Below are 17,166 nucleotides of genomic sequence, written 5' to 3'. Positions count from 1 at the left end.
CCGTACCAATCCGTGTCCCATGACGACAATCAGATTCGGACCCATCGCAAAGCAACAATCAGAGGCATGTTGTAGTCTCAACTGTGGTGTGGTGCAAACGGAGAAGGAGAAACCATCATGCCTGCTGTGGCGCAGGGTCATCCGCCGAGTCGCGGCCTGATCCATCACAATCCAATCGTAGCCTACTTCCTGATCGCCTATGCTTTCTCGTGGCTGCTCGGCGGCGTACTGATCGCCGGTTATCACGGTCTCGTGATGGCGCCGACGTGGTTGCACTATGTGAGCGCGTTTGGTCCGATGGTTGCGGCGATAGTCGTCACCGCTGCGCGCGATGGGCGCGCAGGTCTGGCGGAATTGTGGCAGCGTGTCATTCGTGCCGATGTCGGTCTGCGCTGGTGGCTCGTCGCGCTTGGAACGCCGCTTGCACTTGGTGTTGTCGCAGCCCTGGTCTCTACATTCGAGCAAGGCGCGCTGCCGGACGTTGCGTTATTTGGCGAGGTGGACTATCTGGGAAACATTGGCGTGCTGGCGGCGCTGGGGTTATGGATTGCAACCTATGGGTTCGGGGAAGAGATCGGGTGGCGCGGTTTTGCGCTGCACCGGCTGCAATCCGGCGGATGGATTCGCGCTGCTGTGATCATTGGCGTGCTGTGGGGAGCGTGGCATCTGCCGTACTTCTTCTACAAGGACAATTTCATCGCTCTCGGCATGGGCGGCTTTGTGGGTTATCTGATCAGCATTGTGATGGGATCGATCCTGTTGGCGTGGATCTATCGCGGGAGCGGGAACAGCATTCTAATGGTCGCCCTGTGGCACGGGACGTTCGACTTTGTCAGCGCCTCGCCGATTGCGGCAGGGAGCGCCAATGCGGTGATCAGCGTCGTTGTGATCACATGGGTGCTCGTCATTCTGTGGCAGGCGAAGATCAGTCAATCGTCACCACCCGGTACTGAAGCGTTGCATCCACCAGATGAATAGAGAGGTTTCGCCGCGCGGCATCGCCGGTGACCCAGGCTGCGCCGTTTTGAAAGAACACCGCATCGTCGCCGCGCGGCAGATGACTTGTCGTGAGCAGTTTCGCCGGGATCAGGATCGATCCCTGAGCATCGATCAGCATGCCATACACGCCGTTGAATACATCGGTCTCCTGGTTGACGTTCCGCCATTCTTCCCACAGGACAATATATCGGTCATTCCCGATGCCAATCATCTTCGGACGTTCGGCATGCAGGCGCGACTCCGCTGAATAGTTTGTCAGCCAGCGGAGTCGGTTGGTAACAACGACTCCGCCCGATTCAACGGTCAGGATGTCAGGCAGCGCAGGATCGACGCTGAAATTATCGCCTCGAACGCGTACAATTGCCAGATTGCGCGGGCCATTGATTTTGCTGTCAAAGATGTTGCCTGTCTGATCGCTGGTTTCAGTAGCGAACAACACCAGATATTTGTATGTTGGGTCTTGTTCAATCAGAGCGATATTGCCGAGCCGGGTGGCAGTCAGATTTTCACCAATGGGACCTTTGATCGCAAATATGTTTGAATCCTCATAAAAACCGCGCCCCAGCACGATAGCGCGCGGATAAGCATCGCCCAGATGAAGCTGGAGTATCCGCGTTCCATCAAACAGTAACCGTTGATCGAATGCATGGCTGGTCCAAACGCCTTGAGTTTTTATAATCGCGCCGCTGATTGCATCGAGCTCGGTGAAAAGCGATATCTGATGGCGTTGCCCCTCGATGCTCCAGTCGGGAGACGTGTTTCCTCCATGCACCAGCGCAATGTGATTCCCGCCGAACGCCAGACGCGCTGATGACGCCGTCATTGGGTTAATGATCGGCGCATCGTGACGCGCCACATCGAGATCGACATTGAAGAGCGCTTCGCCCGCCGGACTGACTTTGATCACCCGCACGATATTGCTGCGATAACCAGGCGGTGGGTAGTAAGGATTGACAAGATGCGCCTCGTCAACGCACGTCGCATAATAGCGATTGCCTGCATCATCCACCGCCAGACCCATGATCCGATCCAGCATGGGCAGTTGGGTGAGCGCCTGGGTTATCTGATACCCGCCATCAGCAGGTTCAAGGCGCAAGAGCGCCGCGTTCCAGGCGGTACTGGGGTCATAGTCCTGCGCGAGAATATGGAGGGTGCTTCCCTGCGCAACAACGATAATTTCAGGACGTTTGCCATAATTGGCATCCCAGCTTGCCGGACCAACCAGATCACTGGCATTCACATCGAATGGTTTCAGCACTGTAGCCACCGGAACCGGTGGAACGCGCACGAGAGGCAAGTAGACAGTGAAGTCCGCCGGTGTTTCAGCCGAGACGGAGGTTGATGATAGATGATCGTTCGTCTGCCTGATACTGGGCGGTGCATCGGTTTGAGCACGCAGCGCTGGCGTGAAACTCATGCTCAGCGCCAGCAGGATGAAGAGGAAGCGCTTATGCATAGACGCTCTCGATATGGATGCAGAAGATGATAGTTTGTGCGTCTCGGTTGTTCTTCGCTGAACATCTCAATAATACCACAACGAGAACCACCGGTCCACGCTTTAGCAACGGGCGTGAGTCCTTGATTGGTGGAGCAACCAGACAGGTATGGAAACCTGCGCGCGCGTCCATATGGTAGACCTGTGCCGCTACGAACATCTCGTTGGGCAGGCAAAGGCATCGCCTTCGCCTGCCCGGTTGTGTGGAGTCTCCAGCGCTCGTCTTATGAAAGAGCGTCGTATGATTGCGAAAATAGTGACAAATTGTTACGAAACTGTGATCGTCTTGAGAAACGCTTAACCGGATAATAGGGGCAACATATTCGCCCAAAGAAAGGACTTAGAGGCGCTATGGCTTCCCGGCAAGAACAAATCATGGCAGTCATCGACCAACTCATGACGAACACCGGAACCGACGTGGTCGGCGCTGCGGCTGTGGGCCTCGATGGTATCTCATTCGCATCGCGCATGTCGGCGGATGTCAGCAATGAGCGTGTGGCGGCAGTGGCGGCGACCATCATGGGTGTCACGCGGCGTGTTGGCGGCGAACTGAAAATTGGACTGGCTGAAGAGATCATCATCAAAGCCAACAAAGGTCTCTTCATGGTATTGCCGGCCGGCGATCAAAGCCTGCTGGCAGTCAACCTGCGGCAGGACGCCAACCTCGGTCTGGTTCGTCTCGAAGCGCGCGATGCCGCCAGAGCAATCGGGCAGATCGTCTAAACCCGCAGGCATTGCTCTTCCCCGTTGATGCATGCGGTCTCCCCGTTCCGAGACAACGAGTTCCATTCTGTTCGATCGATACCAACTTCCTTCACACCTCAATGCGTCTCTCGTCACGCCCAGAGTCGATTGGCATCGGGCGCAACCATGCAAACCGAGTCCACATATCAGGGAGGAATTCAATGTCTGTTGACCGATTGAGCTGGCAGATCAAGAACGAAGCAACACTGGGTGAGCTGGTGCAGCTCATGAATCTCAGCGCGGATGAAGCAGCCATTCTCAAATCATTGCAGGACAAAGCGCACCAACAGGCGCCGGCGATGCGCGAGGATTTCTATGAGCGGTTGCTTTCCCATCCGCAAACGGCCGAGTATTTCAGCAATGTGAATATGAACCACATGTACTCCATGTTGCAGAACTGGTTCGTTGAACTGTTCTGCGGCGTGTACGACGAAGCCTACGCCCGGCGTCGCATCAAGATCGGCGACACGCACGTGCGGATCGGTCTGCCGGTGCGCTATCCGCTTGCCATGCTCGACGTTGCGATGGCGCACGCCGAAACGGTTGCGCGCGCGCACGCGCAACCCGATGCGGCTGCTACGGCAGTGCGCAAAGTGCTGGCGCTTGATGTCGCCGTGTTCAACCAGGCATACGAGGATCGCCAGATCCAGGCGCTTGCAGAGATGGTCGGCAACGAACGACTAGCGCGTCGGTTGCTGTCAGGCGAAGCATAATACCATCGTGGGAGGTGCGGCAATGGCGCTCGAAGGCACACTCCAGGATATGTCGTTGAGCGACCTGTTTCAGGTCTTTCGGATGGGACCAAAAACAGGCGTGCTGTTCCTGGCGTATCACAATTTACGCGCCATTGTGTATGTTGCCGCCGGAGATCTGATCGACGCCGCCGTTGTGCGACTCCCGGATCGCGCGATTATCGCCGCGCAGGACGAAGCAGTTATTCACATATTGCTCTGGGACGACGCGACGTTTGTCTTTCGTCACAACGCATCGGTGATGCGCCGTCCGGTGCGTATGCGTCACGATGCAGAGCATCTGGTGCTGGAGAGCATTAAGCGCCGTGACGATCCGCGATTTTTGTTGCCGTATCACCACATTACGCCCGATACACCTCTGCAACTGTCATCATTGACGCCGGGACGCGAAAGCAAGGTGAGTTTGAGCGTGTGCCAGTGGCGTATTCTGAGTCAGGTACCGCACTGCTCCAGGATTCGCGCTATCAGCGAGGCGCTTGGCTTGCCTCTCGACCAGGTGACCCGGACGTGCCTGGAGTTGATGGCAATTGGCTTAATTGAAGTCGCCCCCGCGCGACACCACGAGCGACGCTCCTCCCATTGGCGCGATCAGTCTGTGATCGAGACCGATGAGCGCGAGGGCGCGTGGCATGCGGCGGCGCTGGCGCGCGCGAATGCCGCTTCCGACGCTGGTGCGCGTCCATTGCCGGTCAGACGCAGTTTGATCGATGCCGTGATGCGCCGTGTGCGCGGGTTGTGAGGAGCGGTGCGCTATGCAGATATTGAAGATCGTGATTACCGGGGCGTATGCGGCGGGAAAAACGCAATTCATTCGCACGATCAGCGATATTGAGCCGGTGTCAACTGATTACAGCGTCACATTGGAGGAAGAGCGCGCATTGAAGCGCGAAACGACCGTTGCGCTTGATTTTGGCACGATTGCCATTAATGATCGGTTGAGTCTGTACCTTTTCGGCACTCCAGGGCAGGAACGGTTCGATTTTATGTGGGAACATCTGGCGATCGGCGCATTGGGATACGTGGTCATGGTCGATAGTTGTCGTCCGGCGCACTTTGCCGAAACGCAGCGCCTGATGGCGCGCTTTGCAGAAATCACCGATGCGCCGTTTGTGGTGGCAGCGAATAAGCAGGATGATGAAGCAGCGTTGCCGCCTGCATATGTGAGAAGACGCCTGGGCGTGCCGCCTGAGGCGCCGGTGCTGCCCTGCGTGGCGCGTGATCGCGAAAGTGTCAAGCGTGTGCTGCTGAGTTTGTTACACCTGATTGCGGCGCAGGTCTGCGATTAGCGCCTGCGCTTCCTCCATTACAAGCGCGGAGTGTTCGTGTCAATACTCTGGCTGTCGCCTGTCCTCGGTCTCCTCCTCTCACGTGTGGGCTTTTTGAAATGTGCAGCGGGTGTTTGGCGTCTCAACGCTCTTCTCTCCTCCCTTGTTTCCCGCCTGAGAACGAAGCGGCATTCCGGTCGCCCTGTGGCACGGGCTTTTCGACTTCGTCAGCGCCTCGCCGATTGCGGCAGGGAGCGCCAATGCGGTGATCAGCGTCGTTGTGATCACATGGGTGCTCGTCATTCTGTGGCAGGCGCGAAGGGAACGTCGTGCGGTGCATATGAGCGCGCCGGGGCGCTGAGGCGCCTGATCGGGTTCAGGAGTGGTATAATGTCATTAGAGCCGATTTGACCACCATATTGCGCTTATGAGCCATTCAGAACACGAAAAGATCGCCCGCTCCGCCGTTGCGTCGGTGAACTGCGGCATTCTCACCATCAGCGACACGCGCACCCCGGAGACCGATACAGGCGGCGCGATCATCCGCGCCGGTCTCGAAGGCGCCGGGCATACCGTATTGCGCTATATGGTCGTCAAAGACGAACCGGCGCAGATTGTGGACATTGTGCGCGACTTTGCCGCCGCCGGGTGTCAGGTGATCATCACGAGCGGCGGCACCGGCATCGCGCGGCGCGACAGCACATTCGAGGCGATCGATGCGCTGCTCGAAAAACGCATGCCCGGCTTCGGCGAGATCTTTCGCATGCTCTCATACCAGGATATCGGTCCGGCAGCCATGCTCTCGCGCGCCACGGCTGGGGTCTTTCAACGGTCGCTCATCTTTTGCCTGCCCGGTTCGCCGGCCGCCGTGCGCCTGGGGATGGAAAAACTCATTCTGCCGGAACTGGCGCATCTGGTGTGGGAAACGATACGCTGAACGCACAGAGCGTTCGAGGAACTCCTGTGATTCGCTGGATACTCCTCAAACTCATCCGGTTCTATCAGATGTTCATCTCGCCGGCGCTCCCGCCGAGTTGCATTTATGAGCCGAGTTGCTCAACGTATACCTATCAGGCGATTGCGCGGCACGGCGCGCTGAAGGGAACGTATCTGGGCATTCGGCGCATTCTGCGCTGTCACCCATGGGCGCAGGGCGGGTACGACCCCGTGCCAGAAGAGGGCGCGGTGATCTTTGCGTTTCGCCCGTCGTCGCCCAGAAATGTGCTGGATAATCGTCGCCATGCACATGGTGCTCCTGGTGCAGCAGAACAGAGGGGCGCTCCATCGACCGAAGCCGCGCTGCGGGAATGGGCGCTGGCGCTGACGGAACAGCACCCCGACATAGTGCGCGTCGGATATGTTGATAAGCCGCCACAGGCAGGTGGCAAGACAGATGTACTGCTCATCGTCGCGCAGTCTGACCTCCCCTTCGATCAGCGCGCCGCTGCGTGGGACGCACATCCGCTGCCGCTTCCTGCGCGCCTCTCAGTCTATACCGTTGACGAGTGGACGCATCGCTCCTCTGATATGGAGGCGCAATCACCGGAGCATTGGGTTTTCGAGCGCGAATACGTGCAGCAATAAGGCGCACGCCATGCCGAATCGCTCACAGGACTGGTTCAAACAGGCGGAACGCGACCTGGAGCAGGCGATTGACTCGCAGCGCGCCGGAAGGCACGAATGGGCTTGCTTCGCTGCGCATCAGTCGGCAGAAAAAGCCGTCAAAGCGCTGCATCTCGCGCACCGGCAGGAAGCCTGGGGACACGTCGTGGCCCGTTTGCTCGCCGATCTGCCGCTGAATGTTCCGCCCGATCTGATTGACAAAGGGCGCGTGCTGGACAACTTCTACATCCCGACTCGTTATCCCAATGGACATTCGGCGGGCGCGCCCTATGAGCATTACGGCGTTCTTCAGAGTGAACAGGCAATTGCGTATGCGCGCGAGATCGTTGAATTCGTCCGTCATGAAATGGCCTGACGCGCAGACGGTTGAGCGCGCACTGCGAGAATGGGCGCAGGCGCTGGCTGAACAGCATTCGAGTGTGGTGCGCGTCGGGTACATCGGTTCCTACGCCAGGGGCGATTGGGGAGTCGGCAGCGACGTAGACGTGGTGCTGATTATCGCGCAGTCTGACCTCCCCTTCGAGCAGCGCGCCGCTGCGTGGGACACAACTTCGCTTCCTGTTCCTGTCGATCTGCTGGTCTACACCCTCGACGAATGGCAGAATCTTCCGCGTGATAGTCGCTTTGCGCAGGTTGTGGAACGTGAGGCGCGGTGGGTGTGGGAACGTTGAACGTTACATGGTGTGCAAGGATGAAGATAAGGAGCGCACCGGCATGTGCGCCTCTCTATCGGTTCAATATCGGTTCAGTCTCCCGCGCGTGGCAGGGAGCCTGTGCGGGCGCCTCCATATTGAACGTCGAATGCAGGAAGGGAACGGATCGCAGGGATTGACAAATTTTCGTGTTGCTTCGTGTCCCTGGTGGATGGTTTGGCGCTGCTGCGCGGCGCGTCGCGCCCCTGGCGGACCACAACCCACGCCTGTGGCGGCGCGCGGGGCTGAAAGCGTCAGACAGAAAGGTTCCCAGAACCCCTAACCACCCAACCGTTCCCCGCCGGTCAAGCGTACACCGCGGCGCCAGTCCGCAGCGGGGAGTGGGCGTTTGCCGGCAGGCTGCACGGTTTCGAGCACAAGCAGACCATCGCCAGTTGCCACAGCGAGACCCTCCGCCGTATCCAGCAACGTGCCGGGAGGCGCATCGCTGTGCCGGTCGGATCGGACACGCGCAGCAATGATTTTGAGCGGCGCACCGCGCCAGGTGGTGGTCGCGCCGGGCCACGGATCGTAGGCGCGCGTCATTCGTTCGATCCGAAGCGCGGGTTGCGACCAATCGATAATCCCATCCTCACGCGAAAGCAGTTTCGTAAATGTCGCGCGGGCATGGTCCTGCGGGTGCGGCGTGATGGCGCCAGTGGCATAAGCATCCAGCGTTTCGAGCAGCATATCGGCGCCAATAGCGAACAATTCGCGCGTGAGCGAACCGGTGCGCGCATCGGGAGGGAGCGGAACAACACGCTGCGCCAGGATGGGTCCGGCGTCCATTTTCGCCTCAATCACCATAATGGTCACACCGGTTTCCGCATCGCCGTTGAGGATCGCGCCGGCAACAGGCGAGGGACCGCGGTAGAGCGGCAGGAGCGACGGATGGATATTGACATACCCCAGCGGTGGAATGGCGAGCACATCGCGGCGCAGGATTTCGCCATATGCTGCGACGACCCCGACATCGGGGCGCAGATCCGCCAGATCTGCGACAGCCGCAGGATCGCGCAACGTCTCAGGGGTGAGCACCGGCAATCCCAGGCGCAGCGCCGCCTGTTTGACCGGCGTCGCAACGGGCATCTTCCCGCGACCTGCCGGACGATCCGGCTGCGTGACGACACCCACCACCTGATACCTGGAGTCGGCGACCAGACGCTCCAGTGGAAGGACCGCGAACGTTGGACTGCCGAGAAACACGATCCGCAATGACATTGGCGCACCTGCATGGTTGGACATCATCGCACGACGCGATCCGGGTTCGGGCGCGATGTGTCGTTCGAAGAACACGGAGGACATGGCGGATTGATATGGATGCGCTGGTGATAGAAGGCTATCGATTTCGCGCAAACCCATCTCGATCCGTGAACATCCGTGCGCGCCGGGCACCAACCGGAGTGCGTGAGCGTCCGGTCGATAGCGACGCCGGATACGATCCGCGCGTATTGCATAGCGCATGACCGATGTAGTATAATACACCAAAGTGACACTCGCACGGTGCAAATATCTCGTATCGAACATACTCGCACCGCAATATCGAGAGAGCGCGGGTCGCCAATGCACGCACTTGTGTATGATGGCAAACTGCGTCAGGTCGACGATTATCCCCGACCAGTTCTGCGTGCTGGCGAGGCGCTCATTCGCCCCACGCTGGTTGGCATCTGCAACACCGATATTGAAATCACCCGCGGCTATATGAACTTTCGCGGCGTGCTGGGGCACGAATTCGTTGGCGTTGTCGTCGCTTGTGAGGACGCGGCGTGGATCGGACAGCGTGTGGTCGGCGAAATCAATGCGGCATGCCGCGATTGTGCCGTATGTCGGCGCGGCGACGAGAGCCATTGCCCCAATCGCACCACGCTTGGCATTGATCGGCGGGACGGCGCAATGGCGGAATTGTTCAGCCTGCCGATAGCCTGTCTTCATCGGGCGCCGGATCGTATGCCGGATGCCGTGGCAGTGTTCACCGAACCGGTCGCTGCCGCGCTCGAAATGCTTCAGCAAATTCATCTGCGCCCGACCGATCAGGTTGCGGTGGTTGGTGATGGCAAACTCGGTCTGCTCTGTGTGCAGGCGGCGCGCCTTCCTGGATGCGATGTCACGCTGGTTGGGCGGCATCCAGAGCGTTGGGAGTTTCTGGAGAGCATGGCGATTCACGCCATCCATGTTGACGAATTGGACGCAGCGTATACCGCGCGCTTCGATGTGGTTGTCGATTGCACCGGTCATCCGCACGGATTTCGAGTGGCGCGCCGATTGGTGCGCCCGCGCGGGTCTCTGGTGATGAAGAGCACATTCGCAGCCGAGTCGGAGTGCAACCTGACCATGCTGGTGGTGGACGAGATTCGCCTGATCGGGTCGCGTTGCGGTCCGTTTGCAGCGGCGCTGCGCGCGCTCGACGGCGGGTTGATCGCAACGGCGCCATTGATCGCTGCGCGGTTTCCGCTCCACGATGGCTTGCGCGCATTCGCCGCCGCAGCCGGTCGGTTGAAAGTGTTGCTGGAGGTGTAGATGGCATCGAAGGGCATCTTTGGGCGAAACGATCAGTCGGCGCGGTATGCTGCGGCTTCGCTTGTGTTGGGATTGATGTTCGTATCGCTGGTGGTCATTTACCTGACCGTGCCCCAAAACGACACGGTGACGTTGCTCTGCGTCGTCATCATGGCGGTCAGCCTGCTCATCGCGCTGAACGGCGACTGGAACGAGATCGGTATGATGGCGGCGTTTGCAGCATTGACGTCGCTGATGGCATCCTATTTCTTAGGGCGCGATGTGCTCGGCGATACCGGCGGCGTTTTGTTTCCACTCGTGTGGATTGGAGTATTACTCTATGTCTTTCGCTGGATCTCGAGCCACACCGTTGTGGTGCCGGAAGATCATGCGATTATGGTGGCGCGGTTCTACAGCGGTTCGCTCTACCGCCTCCAGCCGCCGCTGGCGCCGCCGCTCATCCCGTTGCTGGAGCGACGGGTTGCAACCATTCCACTCTATGAGTTGAGCCACGACGTAAAGGTCGCCAAAATCAATACGGGCGGATCGCACAGCATCGATGAGGTGGAAGTGCATCTGCGCTATCGGGTAAAGAACCCGGAGTTTGCGCTGGCAAACATTCCGAACCGCGGGCAAATCCAGAACGATGTCGCGCGCGAGATGGGGCGCGATCTCGAACGGGCACGCCTCGATGTGGCGTTCTGGGAGAAACTGCTGGCGCGCCAGTTGACCCACGAGGTCGATGATATTGTCCGCGAAGTGATCTTCGCTGAGACAAAAAGCGCAACCGACGCTTATCAGAAACGACACCATATCTCGCGTGAGGTTCTGCGTCGCCTGAACGAACTGACCCAACGATGGGGTGTCGTGGTCACGCGGGTTGATATCGATTATTTCAGCGTGCCGGAAGATCGTTTTCGCTCGCCCGACCCTGATGGTCCGGTCAAACAGGAAGTCAAGCGTATTCTGGAGACGAGTAAAGCGGAAGCGCAGGCGGAAGCCGAACGCATCCGCAATATTGTGCGCGTGTTGCGGGAGGAAGGCATCGAGATTTCGCCCGAAATCATTGGAGCGCTGTTGATCCCGGAGTGGACCGGCGAGATCGAAGCATTGCCGCCGCCTGCTACCATGCAACCTTCAAGCAACAAGCCCGGCAACGGAGGAGCGAAACCCGGCAATGCAACCAGACAATGACAATGCATGCGAACCGATCGTTGTTGTAGGGGCGGCGTGTCTGGACGTGAAGTGTCGTCTACGTGGCGAGGTTCTTGCCAGCACCTCGAATTCGGCGGATGTGCGTATCAGCGTTGGGGGGTGTGCACGGAATGTCGCCGAAAATCTGGCGCGCCTCGGCTATCCGACGACGTTGGTCACTGTTGTGTGCGATGATGATTTCGGGCAGGCAATTGTGCAGCAGACGGCGCGCGCAGGAGTGAATACCGATCACGTGATCAGGGTGTGCGACCATCACTCACCTGCCTATGTTGCGCTGCTCTCGCCGGAAGGTCAGTTGATCACCGGCGTAGACGACACTGAAGCGGTTGCTGCGCTGACGCCAGCGGTGATCACGAGCCATCGCGCTCTGTTTCAGCGCGCTCCCATGGTCGTGATGGACGCAAATGTACCGGTCGAGAGTGCGAAGACATTGCTCGACATCTGTGCGGCTGCCGACGTGCCGGTAGCCCTCGATCCGGTGGCATACGCACCGGCGCTGCGCTACCGACCGTTCATCGGATCATTCTCGCTTGTGACCCCGAATGCTATCGAGGCGGAAGCCTTGACCGGCATACACGTGACGGATGTGGCGCAGGCGATTCTGGCGGCTCGCCGCCTGACGGCGGAAGGAGTCGAGATTGCGATTGTCACATTGGCGGAACAGGGACTGGTGTATGCAACGTCGTCTTCGAGCGGGCATATCCCGGCGATCAATGTCGAAATTGTCGATCCAACCGGCGCCGGTGATGCGCTGACCGCGACAGTGGTGTATGCGTTGCTCCATGATATTCCGATTGATGAAGCAGTGCGCCTGGGGGTGAGCGCGGCAACGCTGACGCTCGAATCGCCTGATACGGTGCGGCAGGATTTGACACTGGAAATCCTGTATGCGCAGCTCGTTATTTGAAGCAAGTGTTCGCGTTTTTGGGTTTCGGGCGATTGAACAGGCGTGGTGTGCGTCGGTTACCTGCGCCTCCCATGGTTTGCGGCATACTCCATGACCAAACGCATCCTGATTGCAGATGATGAGCCAGCAGTGCGCCAACTGCTCGAATTGGTGCTGCGATCGCAGGGATATGAGGTTTTTGTCACGCAGAACGGTGACCAACTCGTGCGCACGGCGCAAGAATGGATCCCTGATCTCGTGATTGTCGATCTCATGATGCCGCAGATGGATGGCTACGAGGCGATTCGTCAGTTGCGGAACGATACTCGCACCGCCCATGTGCCAATGCTCATTCTGACGGCGCGGTCTACGGCGGAAGATGTCGTCACCGGATTTGACACTGGCGCCGATGATTATATCACCAAGCCCTTCAATATTCCCGAATTGCTCGCCCGTATCCGTGCTCATTTGCGTCGTGCAGCGCAGACGCCGGTCCATAATCCGCTGACGGGTCTGGCAGGCAATGTGCTGCTAACCGAGGAGTTGAAATACCGCCTGCGCAATGGCGCGCCATTCGCGCTCCTCTATGTTGATCTCGATAATTTCAAGGCATTTAACGATACGTATGGTCCGGCGCGCGGTGATCGGTTGATCAAGATGGTCGCCGATGTATTGTTGGAGGTGGTGCATCAACACGGCTCGTCGAGCGACTTTATCGGGCATATCGGCGGGGACGACTTTGCCATTCTGACGACGCCGGATCGTCTCGATGCGATCTGCCAGGGTGTGATTGCGCTATTCGATAAGCGGGTGCGCGATCTGTACGATCCAGAAGACCTGGCGCGCGGGTATCTGCGCGGCGTGGATCGCCAGGGAGTGCCGAGGAACTTTCCGATCACCACGATCTCAATTGGAGTGGTGACCAACCGACGTCGTCGCTTTGCCGATTATGACGAAGTCAGCCGGATCGCGGCAGAGATGAAGCAATATGCCAAACAGTTGCCTGGCAGCACCTATGCGGTGGATGTTCGCGGCGTCAGTGAACAGGTGGTTGAGCGCGATCGTCGCAAGTCTCCGCCGCCGCCGGCGCTGATTGTGTCTGCGGATGCGCTTTTGCGCAGTGCCATCGCTCCCTTGCTCGACGAGATAGACCTGCGCGCGCTTGATGCGCCGACGGTGCTTGATGCCGAACGGTTGCTGGCGTACCATCCCGAAATGGCGCTGGTCATCGTTGATGGGCGTATGGGAAAGCCGGTGCGTGATTTCTGCACAAATCTGGCGCAACATCAACCGAACCTTCCGGTTATTGCGCTGACCGATCAACCAACGTCGGGGATTATCGCGCCAGGCGCGGTCAGGCACATTCTTCCCTTACCCGTTGACAGCGTCCAATTGCGTGTGCGGATTGTCGATGTGCGTCGCGCTTCGCAGGAGACGTCGTGAGCCTATGCAGGCGCTAATTACCGCTCTGGTCCTGCTTGTGATTGTGGTTGTCGCTCTGGCGCTGTTGCCGTCGCTGCGCGCCCAACTGCGCTTTTGGGTGCAAACAGCACGGGCGCAGGTATTACGGCACGCCAGGCTGGTGCGAAGTGCAACGATCATTAGCAGTTCTGGCGAGGAGATAGTGGTGCCTGATGCCGTGCGCGCGGAGTCGCCCTGGACGGGGCGTGTGCGCGGATGGGCGTCCGGCGCGCGCCTGCCATCTATTCTCACCGGTGTGTTGGTCGTGACGCTGATCGTGCTCGGATTGCCGCGCCTGCTCCCCAGCGCCCGCGTCGATGAATTGATAGTGCTGGTCGCGCCATTCTCTGAACCGGGCGGTGTTCCCGGCGCTACGGGTCGCGCCGTTGCGCAGGAATTGGTGGACGTTCTGACAGCGACGGCGGGATCAGGTGTAGCCATTCGACTGATCGATGCGCCGCCTGCCGATCAGGCGGCGGCGCTAGCGCTGCTGCGCGAGAATCGCGCCGATATGATCATTGTGGGCGAGATCGCACCTGGCGGAATGCTCGATTCGGCAACGTTGACGCCGGTGCTCATCTATGCGCCAGGCGGCATTCAGGCGTTTGCCAGCCTTGAAGGGTATGCCGGGCGCTTTGCTCTCCCGACGGTTTATCCGCTTGCCACGCAGCCGATCAATGGGCGTGTCGTTCTGCCGCGCCTGGTGCGCGCGCTGGCGGATTACAACAGTGGGCAGTACAATGCCGCAGTTACGGCGTTCGATGCGCTGGAACGCGAACAGCCAGCGTTGCGCCCTGGCTTGCTGCGCGCCCTGCGCGCAATGACCTGGTGGGCGCGCGGTAACTATGAGCAATCGATGAGCGAATTTCGCCGGGCGATTGCCGCCATGCCCGACGCGCCGCCGACCGAACTGGCGCGCCTGTATGTTTCTCTTGGCGCCGTGCAGCACGATATGAGCGATCCGGCGGCGCGTGATTCGTTCAATCAGGCGATTGCGCTCCTTCAGGGGCAGGACCTCGGTGAATTGCGCTATAACCTGGCGCTCGAGGAATTGCGGTCGGGTGATCCTGCCGCTGCTGCTGTGTCGCTCGAACAGGCGCGACAATTATTGCCGCCATCGACGTCGCTGCTTGTTGCGCTCGCCGAGGCATATCGTCTTAGTGGACGATTCGATGCGGCATCGGAGACGCTTGCCGCTGCCACTCGTCAGATCGGCGCCGATGACCGCGTCGTTCCATTCGATTTGCGCCCCCTGATGAATGCCCGCTTGCGGGCACATGTGCAGAGCGAGCGGGCGCTGCTCCACATGGCGCGCATGGTCAACGCGCGCGGTCCGTTGCTGTGGGAGTTGGACCTGATTGCAACACCCTCGGAGCCCGATCGCGCGCAGCGGGAAACGGACCTGAATCAGATTCTCAATGATATGTCGCTTGCGTTGCGCGAAGCCACAACGCTCGATCAGGAGTGGAGCAAGCGAGCGGCGGTTGCCGACTCCGAACAACGCCGGATCGATGGCAGCATCGCCACCCATCAGGCGCGCCGCGCCGATCTGGCGAGTCGTCGCTACCGTTTCTGGCTGGCGGTGATTGAGGTGGAACTTGCGCGCCTGCGCGATACACGCGCGCCAACAGGCGTAGCGGCAATCTGGGTCGGTCTGACGCGCACATGGTCGCCGGCTGCCGATGCGTTGCGCCAGATCGAAACGCTCGAGAAGGTTCAACCGGGCAACGTTGACTTGGCTATCCTGCGCGGGCGAGCGCTTATGGTGAATGATCAAGAGAATGATGCGCGCGTGGCGTTCGAGACGGCAGCGCGGCTGGCGCCGGATCGGCCGGAGCCGTTAGTTTATCAGGCAATGCTGGCGTTGCCCCGGAATCGTGAACAGGCGCGGCAATTGCTCGAAGCGGCAGTGGAACGTAATCCGTCCTATTTTCCGGCGCGCGTCCGTCTGGCTGAACTGGCGGAGGAAGAGCAGCGCTGGGAAGAGTCCATCGCGCAGCGGCGTTGGTTGGCTGAATACCACGCGGGGGCGGACGAAGCGCTGGCGCTGGCGCGCGCGCTTCGCCTGAGCGGCCCGAACGGGTATGCGGAGGCAGAGCAGATTCTGATGCCGCTGGTGGAACGGAACCGGGCTGCTGCGATCATTGAGATGAGTCGACTTTACCGTGATGCAGGACGTCTCGATGCAGCGCGCAATGTGCTGGAGCGCGGGCAGCAGAATACCGCGCGCAGCGCGCGAGCCTATGCCGATATTGCCCACGAATTGGGGCTGGTGTTGATCGATCTGGGAGAGATTGATCGCGCTGAGCGTCAGTTTGAAGCAGCAATCGGTTCAAATCCGCGCCATGTTCGATCTCATCTGATGCTGGCGCAGTTGGAGCGGCGTAAGGGAAATGACCGCGCTGCGGCGCGGCGCTACGCTGCCGCTCTCGACGCTGGCGCCAGCGATCCGGCAGTGCTCGATCAGATTGGCATGACACTGATCGAACTCCGCGAGTATGCTCCTGCGGTGACCGCCTATGAGCGCGCGATTGCGCAGCAACCAGGCAATGCGATATTTCGCTATCGCGCTGCGCTGGCGTATCTGGGGATTGGGCGTCTCGATGCCGCCGATGAGTCGGCGCGGAGGGCGCTAGAGCGGCAACCGATCTATCCGGAAGCGCTGGTTCTGTTGGGGGATATTGCGCTTCAGCGCGGTGATTCGCAGGCAGCCAATCAGCAGTACCGCGCGGCGCTCCAGCAAAATCCGGCGCTAGCGGCGGCGCATATCGGTCTGGGGCGCGTGGCGGCAGTTGGCGGCAATTGGTCGATTGCTGCGGGGCACTTTCTGAATGCGGTACAGGCTGATCCGCAATCGCCCGATGCGTTCCTCTGGCTCGGCGAGGCGCGCGTGCGCGTTGGCGACGTTGACGACGCTATCAGTGCATATCAGCAGGCGCTTCAGTTGCGCAGCGCTTTTCCGGAAGCGCTCTTTGGTCTGGCGCAGGCGCAGTTTGGCGCCGGTCGCATCGACGAGGCGTTACGCAATGTCAATCGTGCGCTGGAGCAACGATCGCGCTATGCGGAGGCGTTCTTGCTGCTGGGGAAGATCTATGAACAGCAGGGATATAGCACGCGCGCGCTCGACGCCTATAAACAGGCTGTCGATGCCAATCCGCGTCTGGCTGAACCTCACTTTCGTCGAGCGTTGCTCCTGATCCGCGCGGACCGATTGAGCGAGGCGCGCGATGACCTCGAAATCGCTGCGCGCCTGGAACCCAATTTCGCCGAAGCACACTATTGGTTGGGACGGGTCTATTTTGCGCAGCGCAATTTTCAGGCGGCGGTCAATCGTTTTCGCGAAGCGGTCAATCGGCGCAACGGCAACTACCCTGAAGCGCGATATTATCAGGGACGCGCGGAAGAGCAACTCGGAGACCTGAATGCGGCGATTCGATCATTTGATACGGTCGCCAATCAGAACGACGACGCGCTGTGGGCGAATGAAGCGCGCGCGGCGCTGGCACGCCTGAGCGATCGCTAGAAAAGGAAACAGTCC

The 17,166-nt window shown here is 59.7% G+C and carries 15 protein-coding genes and 1 pseudogene; 14 read left to right on the top strand and 2 right to left on the bottom strand.

Annotated features, from left to right (window positions below; genetic code table 11):
• Positions 1-117: 117 nt before the first annotated feature.
• Positions 118-978 carry a CPBP family intramembrane glutamic endopeptidase gene (locus RCAS_RS16685; protein ID WP_012121713.1) on the top strand — a complete coding sequence of 287 codons (861 nt, stop codon included), beginning with the start codon at positions 118-120 and terminating at the stop codon, positions 976-978.
• On the opposite strand, the gene RCAS_RS16680 is transcribed toward RCAS_RS16685, so the two are convergent.
• Positions 926-2,455, bottom strand: coding sequence for a hypothetical protein (locus RCAS_RS16680; protein ID WP_012121712.1), 1,530 nt, complete (start codon positions 2,453-2,455; stop codon positions 926-928). The genes RCAS_RS16685 and RCAS_RS16680 overlap by 53 nt on opposite strands.
• Positions 2,456-2,869: 414 nt before the next feature.
• Between RCAS_RS16680 and RCAS_RS16675 the strand changes: the two genes are divergently transcribed.
• The 8 genes and pseudogenes from RCAS_RS16675 to RCAS_RS16640 all read left to right on the top strand — a co-directional run bounded on the left by RCAS_RS16675 (position 2,870) and on the right by RCAS_RS16640 (position 7,549).
• On the top strand, positions 2,870-3,217 hold the full coding sequence (locus RCAS_RS16675; protein WP_232280045.1) for a roadblock/LC7 domain-containing protein: 348 nt from the start codon (positions 2,870-2,872) through the stop codon (positions 3,215-3,217).
• Positions 3,218-3,399: 182 nt separating this feature from the next.
• Entirely contained in the window at positions 3,400-3,951 is a 552-nt protein-coding gene (locus RCAS_RS16670; RefSeq protein WP_012121710.1) for a protoglobin domain-containing protein, read from the top strand.
• Between the two features lie 22 nt (positions 3,952-3,973).
• On the top strand, positions 3,974-4,729 hold the full coding sequence (locus RCAS_RS16665) for a DUF4388 domain-containing protein (protein ID WP_012121709.1): 756 nt from the start codon (positions 3,974-3,976) through the stop codon (positions 4,727-4,729).
• 13 nt (positions 4,730-4,742) lie between these two features.
• Positions 4,743-5,276 carry a GTP-binding protein gene (locus RCAS_RS16660; protein ID WP_012121708.1) on the top strand — a complete coding sequence of 178 codons (534 nt, stop codon included), beginning with the start codon at positions 4,743-4,745 and terminating at the stop codon, positions 5,274-5,276.
• A 406-nt stretch (positions 5,277-5,682) separates the two neighbouring features.
• Complete coding sequence (locus RCAS_RS16655) at positions 5,683-6,192, top strand: MogA/MoaB family molybdenum cofactor biosynthesis protein (RefSeq protein WP_012121707.1); 510 nt, start codon at positions 5,683-5,685, stop codon at positions 6,190-6,192.
• A 26-nt stretch (positions 6,193-6,218) separates the two neighbouring features.
• Positions 6,219-6,428, top strand: a pseudogene (gene yidD / locus RCAS_RS26050) (membrane protein insertion efficiency factor YidD); the annotation flags it as partial.
• Between the two features lie 421 nt (positions 6,429-6,849).
• Positions 6,850-7,233, top strand: coding sequence for a HEPN domain-containing protein (locus tag RCAS_RS16645; RefSeq protein ID WP_012121705.1), 384 nt, complete (start codon positions 6,850-6,852; stop codon positions 7,231-7,233).
• Complete coding sequence (locus tag RCAS_RS16640; protein ID WP_012121704.1) at positions 7,220-7,549, top strand: nucleotidyltransferase domain-containing protein; 330 nt, start codon at positions 7,220-7,222, stop codon at positions 7,547-7,549. The genes RCAS_RS16645 and RCAS_RS16640 overlap by 14 nt, the downstream gene beginning before the upstream one ends.
• Before the next feature lie 300 nt (positions 7,550-7,849).
• On the opposite strand, the gene fmt is transcribed toward RCAS_RS16640, so the two are convergent.
• A complete protein-coding gene (gene fmt / locus RCAS_RS16635; RefSeq protein ID WP_232280259.1) occupies positions 7,850-8,785 on the bottom strand; it encodes a methionyl-tRNA formyltransferase in 936 nt (311 codons plus the stop codon).
• A gap of 348 nt (positions 8,786-9,133) precedes the next feature.
• Here fmt and RCAS_RS16630 point away from each other — a divergent pair, with 348 nt between their 5' ends.
• From RCAS_RS16630 to RCAS_RS16610, 5 genes are all read left to right on the top strand, one after another.
• Complete coding sequence (locus RCAS_RS16630; protein ID WP_012121702.1) at positions 9,134-10,087, top strand: MDR/zinc-dependent alcohol dehydrogenase-like family protein; 954 nt, start codon at positions 9,134-9,136, stop codon at positions 10,085-10,087.
• Positions 10,088-11,260 carry an SPFH domain-containing protein gene (locus tag RCAS_RS16625; RefSeq protein WP_012121701.1) on the top strand — a complete coding sequence of 391 codons (1,173 nt, stop codon included), beginning with the start codon at positions 10,088-10,090 and terminating at the stop codon, positions 11,258-11,260.
• A complete protein-coding gene (locus RCAS_RS16620) occupies positions 11,244-12,188 on the top strand; it encodes a carbohydrate kinase family protein (protein ID WP_012121700.1) in 945 nt (314 codons plus the stop codon). Before RCAS_RS16625 ends, RCAS_RS16620 begins: the two co-directional genes overlap by 17 nt.
• Positions 12,189-12,278: 90 nt before the next feature.
• Positions 12,279-13,610, top strand: coding sequence for a GGDEF domain-containing response regulator (locus tag RCAS_RS16615; RefSeq protein ID WP_012121699.1), 1,332 nt, complete (start codon positions 12,279-12,281; stop codon positions 13,608-13,610).
• A 4-nt stretch (positions 13,611-13,614) separates the two neighbouring features.
• Positions 13,615-17,151 carry a tetratricopeptide repeat protein gene (locus tag RCAS_RS16610; RefSeq protein ID WP_012121698.1) on the top strand — a complete coding sequence of 1,179 codons (3,537 nt, stop codon included), beginning with the start codon at positions 13,615-13,617 and terminating at the stop codon, positions 17,149-17,151.
• Positions 17,152-17,166 lie beyond the last annotated feature (15 nt).

The organism is Roseiflexus castenholzii DSM 13941 (assembly GCF_000017805.1).
Lineage (GTDB): Bacteria > Chloroflexota > Chloroflexia > Chloroflexales > Roseiflexaceae > Roseiflexus > Roseiflexus castenholzii.
Note: the sequence above shows the minus strand (reverse complement) of the source record. Positions and strands in the feature narration are given on the sequence as shown.

Bases quoted from the DNA above. Each gene is read 5' to 3' on its own strand.
- RCAS_RS16610 (WP_012121698.1), top strand. From the start codon at position 13,615: ATGCAGGCGCTAATTACCGCTCTGGTCCTGCTTGTGATTGTGGTTGTC.
- RCAS_RS16630 (WP_012121702.1), top strand. From the start codon at position 9,134: ATGCACGCACTTGTGTATGATGGCAAACTGCGTCAGGTCGACGATTAT.
- RCAS_RS16675 (WP_232280045.1), top strand. From the start codon at position 2,870: ATGGCAGTCATCGACCAACTCATGACGAACACCGGAACCGACGTGGTC.
- RCAS_RS16640 (WP_012121704.1), top strand. From the start codon at position 7,220: ATGAAATGGCCTGACGCGCAGACGGTTGAGCGCGCACTGCGAGAATGG.
- RCAS_RS16670 (WP_012121710.1), top strand. From the start codon at position 3,400: ATGTCTGTTGACCGATTGAGCTGGCAGATCAAGAACGAAGCAACACTG.
- RCAS_RS16645 (WP_012121705.1), top strand. From the start codon at position 6,850: ATGCCGAATCGCTCACAGGACTGGTTCAAACAGGCGGAACGCGACCTG.
- RCAS_RS16660 (WP_012121708.1), top strand. From the start codon at position 4,743: ATGCAGATATTGAAGATCGTGATTACCGGGGCGTATGCGGCGGGAAAA.
- RCAS_RS16685 (WP_012121713.1), top strand. From the start codon at position 118: ATGCCTGCTGTGGCGCAGGGTCATCCGCCGAGTCGCGGCCTGATCCAT.
- RCAS_RS16625 (WP_012121701.1), top strand. From the start codon at position 10,088: ATGGCATCGAAGGGCATCTTTGGGCGAAACGATCAGTCGGCGCGGTAT.
- RCAS_RS16620 (WP_012121700.1), top strand. From the start codon at position 11,244: ATGCAACCAGACAATGACAATGCATGCGAACCGATCGTTGTTGTAGGG.
- RCAS_RS16615 (WP_012121699.1), top strand. From the start codon at position 12,279: ATGACCAAACGCATCCTGATTGCAGATGATGAGCCAGCAGTGCGCCAA.
- RCAS_RS16680 (WP_012121712.1), bottom strand. From the start codon at position 2,455: ATGCATAAGCGCTTCCTCTTCATCCTGCTGGCGCTGAGCATGAGTTTC.
- RCAS_RS16655 (WP_012121707.1), top strand. From the start codon at position 5,683: ATGAGCCATTCAGAACACGAAAAGATCGCCCGCTCCGCCGTTGCGTCG.
- RCAS_RS16665 (WP_012121709.1), top strand. From the start codon at position 3,974: ATGGCGCTCGAAGGCACACTCCAGGATATGTCGTTGAGCGACCTGTTT.